Here is a 5767-nt window from a genome sequence, read left to right as displayed (position 1 = left end):
GCACACCACACGGTGTGCCGGGCCGTTCCGCGTCTACGGGGTCCTCGTGCGGCTTACCGCTGGCCGCGCAGGCGGCGCCACGGGGTGAACGTGAACACCGCCGCGCCGAGCAGGATCACCGTGCCGGCGACCAGCCCCAGCGCCTTGATGCCGCTGTCCTCGGCTCCGGTCTGGGCGAGGCCGCCCGAGGTGCTGCCCGAGGTCCCGGAGGTTCCCGAGGTCCCCGAGGTCCCGGAGCCGCCCTCCTGGGCCGTGGTGTCGAGGGTGAGCGAAACGGAGCTGCCGCTCGCGGTGCAGGGCACCACGATCGGCGTCGCGCCCGGGGCCATGACCACGTCGATCGTCAGCTTGTCCGGGGTCAGCGTGGTCTTGCCGGTCTTGCCGGGCTTGTAGGTGCCCGTCATGTCGCTGAGGCTGACCGGGCTGCCGGCCTTGACGGCCTCGGCGTTGCCGGGCCCCGCGACCTTGACCGTGCCGCTGTCGGCGCCTCCGAGCTTGATGTCCATGGAAGGCTTGAGGGCCCCGGCCGGAAGGTCCGCGGGGCTGTTCATCACACCCTTGGCGGTCGTGACGGTCAGTGCGAAGCTGCCCCCGCTCTTCTTCGCGTTGATCGTCACCTTGCCCTTGAGGGGACCGTTGGGCATGTAGGCCCCGCAGTCGAAGGAGACGTCGACGGTCTGGCCCGGGAAGTCCGTCTGGCCGCCGCCGGTGGGTGGGGCCGAGGGCGAGGGGCTGGTGGGCGGCGGCGAGGTCGGCGGGGCCGAGGTGGGCGGCGGGCTCGTGGGCGGCGCCGAGGTCGGCGGCGGGCTGGTCGGCGGCGGGGTGGTGCCGCCGCCCGCCGTCACGTCGAGCGAGAGGGAGGGTCCGGGGTTGTTGCCCGGGGTGCAGGTGGTGGTCGTACCCATCGCCTTGATCGTGAGGACACCGGCCGTGAAGGTGACCTTGCCCGACTTCTTGGGCGTGTAGGTGCCCGAGAGGTCGCTGATCTTGATGGGGGTGTTGGCGGGGATCGGCTCGGCGTTGGCCGGTCCGGTGACCGCCACGGAGCCGGTCTCGGCGCCGCCCAGGACGATCTCGGCGCTGGGGGTCATCGCGCCCGCACCGAGCTGGATCGGGCTGGAGGAGACGCCCTTCTGGAAGGACATCGTCAGCTTGTAGCCGCTGCCCTCCTTGACGCCCTTGATGTCGATCGGCGACACCGCCTCCTTGTCCCCGATGGGGGTCTTGCACTTGTACTGGACGTCGATCACGTCCGCCTGGGCGGGCGTGGCCCCCATGGCGACGCCCGCGCCGCCGAGCAGCAGCGCGACCGCGGCCGCGCTCACCCTCCGTTGGGTCTTCACGCTGGTCCCTTCGTCGTCGAACGGTTCTCAGACGGTGCGGACGTCTGTGGTGCGGTGGTCTGTGGTGCGGTGGTCTGTGGTGCGGTGGTCTGTGGTGCTGGTGGAGCGGTGGTCCCCGGCGCGCTGTCCGGGGTGAACCACGGCAGTACCGCCGTGGTGGTCTCGGGGGGTTCGGCCGCCGGTTCGGAGCGGGCCGGCGCCAGACCTCGTACGGGGCCTCGCGCCAGGCCTCGTACGGGCCCTCGCGCGGCCCCCCGTACCGCCGGGATCCGCGGCAGCCGGGTGGTCACGGCCGCGCCCGTGTCGGGCGGGCCCGGGACCCGGTGGCGGCCGCCGGACGCCTCGCGCGGGCGGACCCTGTCGACGACGGCCATGCCGATGCGGAAGATCCCGCCCGGGATCACGATCAGCAGCAGGCCCCAGAACAGCAGCACCCCGTACGGGCGGTCCACGCCCCAGGGCTGCGTGGCCAGGACCGTCTCCCCGTACTTGAGCGAGACCGTGTAGTCGCCGTGGGCGCCCGCCGACAGGGAGGTGTTCAGGGAGACCTCGGCCTTGCCGCCGGGCGGAATGGTGCCCTTCCAGCGGACTTCCTCCCACAGGGGGGCGAACACCCCGTGCGCGGTGCCGAGCTGGAAGACCGGGTCTTTGACCGGGGCGGATCCGAGGTTGCCGACGGTGACCGTGAACTTGCGGCTGGGCGGGGCCCCGAACCAGGTCAGGACCCCGTCCTCGCCCTTGAGCTGGACCCCGGTGAGCATGGCGAGGCGGGCGGTGCCGCCCTCGGCGGGCAGGTCGGCCACCGGGTGGTCGGTGATCTTCAGCGGGGCGGCGACGGTGGACTGGTCGCCGTTGACCGAGGTCACGTCGACCACGCACGGGCAGGGCTTGGGCGGGGCCGTCACCGGGAGCTGCGCGGAGAAGTGCCCGTCGTCGGCGACGGAGACGGCGATGCCGTCGGCGTTGGCGCAGCTGTTGGTGCCGCCGATCATGTTCTGCCCGCAGACCAGCAGCATCACCATGGTCTTGGGCCGCCAGCCGGTGCCGGTCACAGATATCTGCGTGCCCTTGGCGACCTCCTTGAGCGAGAGCGCCACGGCGGGCTTGGGCCCGTCGTCCGCGGCGGCCGGAGCCGCCGGGAACAGCGCCAGCGCGCACACCGACAGCCCCAACAGCCCCGCGAGCCCCGCCGCGGCGAGGGCCCTGATCCTCCCGCCGTACGTCCCGCCGGCCTTGGCTCTCACCTGGTTGCTCCCGTCAACTCGTGTTCCGGTGCTGGGGACTGGTCGGGTACGGCGCTCCCGTGCGGCGGCGGAGCACCGCCCCCGCCCCGGATCCGCCGCTTGCGTACGAGGAGCAGCGCGGCCGCGGCGGTCCCGCCGAGGCCGAGCAGCCCCGCGCCGGTCCGGCCCGCGATCCCCCAGGGCAGGAACCACGCCGAGGCGCGGCCCGTGGCGCGGGCGCCGCCGGGGGCGGTGACGGTGAGGGTGAGGGCGACCCGGTCGAAGACCGGTGCTCCGGGCCAGGGTTCGCTCAGGACGACCCGCTGGCCGGGCAGCACCTCGACGGGCAGGGTGTGGGCACTGCGGCCCGCGACCTTGCCGAAGGTGCCTCTCGCGTCGACGGAGAGCTCGGGGGCGAGTGCCACGTTGCCGCGGTTGACCAGGGTGTAGGCGATGGTGGAGGCCGCGCCCTCGCCCCGTACGGAGACGTCCTCGACGGTGAGCGCGGCCAGCGCCGGGCCGCCGACCCGCAGGTGCACCCGTACGCCCACTTCGCGGCCGGCCTCGGTGGCGACCACGGCGGCCGGGTGGTCGCCGGGCGGTGCGCCGGGCGGCACGGTGACGGCGAAGGGGACCACGGCGCGGGTGTGCGCGGGGACCTTGACGGTGGTGCTCGCGCCGAAGCTGATCCAGGAGCCCGCGCCGGTCGCGGGCCCCTGCGAGCCGCCTCCGGCGGCGGGCTGGGCGGGGCGCACGGCGAAGGCGCCGTCGACCGTGTTGTAGGCGTCGGCCCCGCGCAGGGTGATGGTGTGCTCCTGGTCGCTGGTGTTGGCCAGGCTGAGGCGGTCCTCCAGCACCGTGCCGGCGGTGCCCGCGAGGTAGAAGTACGGGCGCGCGGCCGGTGCGTTCGCCGCACCGGACGCCTTCGGTGCGGAGCCGGCGCCGGTGCCCGCGACGGGCTCGGCGGTCCAGCCGGGCTCGTCGGCGGCGGCCGGGGGCGCAGCCGCCACCGCCACCGCGCCGTGCAGCGCGGCGGCGGCGAGGAGGAGCACGCCGGCCCTTCTCAGGGTGTGGAGCACGGGCATGACCGGGGGTGCTCCGTTCAGGACCGGGCCCGCTGGCCGCGCCGGGTCAGCCAGAGCACGCCGGCGGCGCCGGAGAGCAGGACGGTGGCTCCGAGGGTGCCCAGCGCGATGGCGGAGTCCTCGGGGCCTGTCTGCGGGAGGGTGGCCGCGCCACTGTCGCCGCCGGAGCCCGTCACGTCGAGTTCGAGGGAGGGCCCCGGGCTGTTGCCGGGCGTGCAGGTGGTGGTCGTACCCATCGCCTTGATGGTGAGGACACCGGCCGTGAAGGTGACCTTGCCCGACTTCTTGGGCGTGTACGTGCCCGAGAGGTCACTGATCTTGATGGGCGTGTTGGCCGGCAGCGCCTCGGAGTTGGGCGCGCCGGAGACCGGCACGGACACCTTCTCGGCTCCGCCGACGAGGACCACGGCGCTCGGGCTCATCGCGCCCTTGCCGAGCTCGACGGGGCTGGAGGAGACGCCCTTCTGGAAGGACATCGTCAGCTTGTAGCCGTTCCCTTCCTTGACGGCCTTGATGTCGATGGGCGAGACCGCCGACTTCGGACCGATGGGGGTCTCGCAGTTGTAGTTCACGTCGATCACCGCCGCTTGCGCGGTGGGGGCGGCGAGCAGTACCGCCGTTCCCGCCAGCGCGGAGGCAAGCGCTAGCGCGGTGGAGCGTTTCCGGTCGGACACCTTCGTCTTCCCCTCGAACCATGGCCACAAGTTACTGACGGCACATCAGATTGGTGGCTCAAGGTACGCCGGGGGCCTTACGGAGGGAAGACAAAGGACGGCGCCGGATCAACGGCCCTCAAGCCGCTCCGACGCCGTCCTGTTCCGGCCTGTTCCAGACTGTTTCAGTCTGTTTCAGGCCACCTTGCGGCCCTTCTGCCAGACCCCCGAAACCAGCGGAACGCCCGGCCGGTACGCGAGGTGGACGTGGCTGGGGGCGTCGAGCAGCGCCAGATCCGCGCGGGCGCCGGGGGTGACGACCCCGATGTCGCCACGGCGCAGGGCGCGGGCCCCGCCGGCGGTGGCGGACCACAGGGCCTCGTCCGGGGTCATCCCCATGTCGCGGACGGCGAGGGCGATGCAGAACGGCATGGAACTCGTGTAGGAGGAGCCCGGGTTGCAGTCCGTGGACAGTGCGACGGTGGCGCCCGCGCCGAGCAGGCGGCGGGCGTCGGGCCACTGGGCGCGGGTGGAGAACTCGGCGCCGGGCAGGAGGGTGGCGACGGTGGTGGCCGAGGCCTGGGCCAGCGCGTCCACGTCGGCGTCGGTGAGGTGGGTGCAGTGGTCGGCGGAGGCGGCTTCGAGCTCGACCGCGAGCTGTACGCCGGGGCCGTGGGAGAGCTGGTTGGCGTGGACGCGCGGGATGAGCCCGGCGGCCGCGCCGGCGGTCAGGATGGCGCGGGCCTGGTCCCCGTCGAAGGCGCCCTTCTCGCAGAAGACGTCCACCCAGCGGGCGTACGGGGCGCAGGCGGTCAGCATCTCGCCGGTGACGAGGTCCACGTAGGCGGCCGGGTCGTCGGCGTAGTCGGGGGAGACGATGTGCGCGCCGAGGTAGGTGACCTCCTCGGTGTGCGCGGCGGCGATCCGCAGCGCGCGGGCCTCGTCGGCGACGGTGAGTCCGTAGCCGGACTTGGTCTCGAAGGTGGTGGTGCCCTGGCGGCGGGCCTCGTCGAGGTGGCGCAGCAGATTGGCTTCGAGCTCGGCGTCGGTGGCGGCGCGGGTGGCGGCGACCGTCGTACGGATGCCTCCGGCGGAGTAACTGCGGCCGGACATACGGGCGTTGAACTCGGCGGTGCGGTCGCCCGCGAAGACGAGGTGGGAGTGGGAGTCGACGAAGCCGGGGATTACGGCGCGGCCCTGCGCGTCGTACGTCTCGTCCGCGGCCGGAGCCTTGTCGGCGGGGCCGACCCAGGCGATGGTCTCGCCGTCGATGACCACGGCCGCGTTCTGGATCAGGCCGAGGGGGGTGCCGTCGCCGAGGGCGGGGTCGTTGGTGACGAGGCTGCCGATGTTGGTGATGACGGTGGTGGTCATGGTTCCTCGGGTGGTCGAGTGGTGTGTTCCCCCACCCCGCCCCTTCCCGAAACCGGGGGCTCTGCCCCCGGACCCCCGCGCCTCAAACG

General features: G+C 73.3%; 5 protein-coding genes. All 5 read right to left on the bottom strand.

The features are described 5' to 3' along the window. Window positions 1-53 precede the first annotated feature (53 nt). The 5 genes from ACFXDJ_RS33485 to hutI all read right to left on the bottom strand — a co-directional run bounded on the left by ACFXDJ_RS33485 (window position 54) and on the right by hutI (window position 5678). Window positions 54-1343: a hypothetical protein gene (locus ACFXDJ_RS33485; protein ID WP_384663338.1), complete on the bottom strand. Its 1290-nt coding sequence runs from the start codon at window positions 1341-1343 to the stop codon at window positions 54-56. Continuing rightward, window positions 1340-2587 (bottom strand): hypothetical protein, encoded by a 1248-nt coding sequence (locus ACFXDJ_RS33480; RefSeq protein ID WP_384663339.1) that lies wholly within the window; start codon window positions 2585-2587, stop codon window positions 1340-1342. The genes ACFXDJ_RS33485 and ACFXDJ_RS33480 overlap by 4 nt, the downstream gene beginning before the upstream one ends. Beyond that, window positions 2584-3651: a hypothetical protein gene (locus ACFXDJ_RS33475; protein WP_384663340.1), complete on the bottom strand. Its 1068-nt coding sequence runs from the start codon at window positions 3649-3651 to the stop codon at window positions 2584-2586. The genes ACFXDJ_RS33480 and ACFXDJ_RS33475 overlap by 4 nt, the downstream gene beginning before the upstream one ends. 17 nt (window positions 3652-3668) lie before the next feature. Next, window positions 3669-4325, bottom strand: coding sequence for an LPXTG cell wall anchor domain-containing protein (locus tag ACFXDJ_RS33470; protein ID WP_384663342.1), 657 nt, complete (start codon window positions 4323-4325; stop codon window positions 3669-3671). Between the two features lie 174 nt (window positions 4326-4499). Further along, window positions 4500-5678: an imidazolonepropionase gene (hutI, locus tag ACFXDJ_RS33465; RefSeq protein ID WP_384663344.1), complete on the bottom strand. Its 1179-nt coding sequence runs from the start codon at window positions 5676-5678 to the stop codon at window positions 4500-4502. Window positions 5679-5767: the final 89 nt, after the last annotated feature.

It is taken from the genome of Streptomyces sp. NPDC059443 (assembly GCF_042750105.1).
Lineage (GTDB): Bacteria > Actinomycetota > Actinomycetes > Streptomycetales > Streptomycetaceae > Streptomyces.
Note: the sequence above shows the minus strand (reverse complement) of the source record. Positions and strands in the feature narration are given on the sequence as shown.

Excerpts from the sequence above, each read along its gene's own strand:
- ACFXDJ_RS33475 (WP_384663340.1), bottom strand. The coding sequence starts at position 3,651 with ATGCCCGTGCTCCACACCCTGAGAAGGGCCGGCGTGCTCCTCCTCGCC.
- hutI (WP_384663344.1), bottom strand. The coding sequence starts at position 5,678 with ATGACCACCACCGTCATCACCAACATCGGCAGCCTCGTCACCAACGAC.